Source organism: Cellulomonas hominis (genome assembly GCF_005239125.1).
Lineage (GTDB): Bacteria > Actinomycetota > Actinomycetes > Actinomycetales > Cellulomonadaceae > Cellulomonas > Cellulomonas hominis_A.
The window spans coordinates 1-1,067 of the sequence record NZ_SZYE01000365.1 but is presented as its reverse complement, the minus strand read 5'-3'; the positions used below and the strand labels follow the sequence as shown (position 1 = coordinate 1,067).

1 protein-coding gene is annotated in these 1,067 nt (G+C 42.5%); it reads left to right on the top strand.

All coding sequences use genetic code 11. The features are described from left to right. Window positions 1-370: 370 nt before the first annotated feature. Window positions 371-1,067, top strand: a 697-nt coding sequence (gene mobV, locus FA014_RS19595; protein ID WP_195969404.1) for a MobV family relaxase, incomplete at its 3' end; no start/stop codon positions are given.

Sequence of the window (1,067 nt, the reverse complement as noted above, 5' to 3'; positions counted from 1 at the left end):
GTAAAATGGTCTGTCAACGATAAATCGCAAGACCGTCAGGTCGAGAATTTAAGGAGTTGATAGACTCACAAAACCCGAACCCTTTTGGCACTCAAACAACCCCGTTTGTTTGACGCCAACCGGCGAGGGAGCCCCCTCAAAAAAGTGAGGGGGTTGGGGGAGTTTTTAGGATGGATTCATAAGGAAGATTTCCTTATGCAGGTGGTGGACAGAGTCCGCGGTCTTTAAGGAATAGCCTTGCTATTCCTCCCCCGAAGGGGCACACCATATTGATACGTTAGTGTCAATATTAGAGTGTGTTCTAACATTGACATGTTCCTGCGCCTCCCTCTATGATTAGGGGGAGGCTTAAATGAGGAGGGAACCATGATTGAGTTATTCCATTTTTAGAGTTCAGGGCATTAAAACATTGAGTGATTTGAGGGGCATCGGCAAACATAATGCGGACCGAGTTTCAGATACCAATTTAGATATTGATAAGGATAAATCAAGCGAGAATATCGAGCTTGTAAAATGCGATTCATACCTGAAGCGTTTTTCTGAAATCACGCTAGACATGAGGCGTGAACATAACGAGCGAATGAAGACGACACGTAGTGATCGTCGTAAAACATTTGAGCAGGCAATTGACGGTGCAAAAAACGACGTAGCGTGTGAGTTTTTATTTACGAGTGATGAAGAATTCTTCAAAGGAAAATCGAAGGCCGAGATCCAAGCCTGGGCACAAGACTCTTTGGAATTTGTAACAGACGAGATAGGTTTATCACACGATAAGATTATTCACGCCTCTGTACATATGGATGAGAAAACACCTCATCTTCATATCGTGGCTGTCCCTCTAACGGAGATATACGATGGTAGACGTAAAGAAGATGTTTTAACGATTAGTAGACATCAATTTATTCGAACCAAAGACGATTTATCATCTCTGCAGGATAAATATAATGAGCGCATGAATGAACGAGGATATGTACTGGAACGAGGTACACCAAAGGAAATTCGCCATCAAAAGGTTCAAGCTTTTAAAGAACAGACTCATTATCATGAACAAGCAGCTGTTCAGGCTA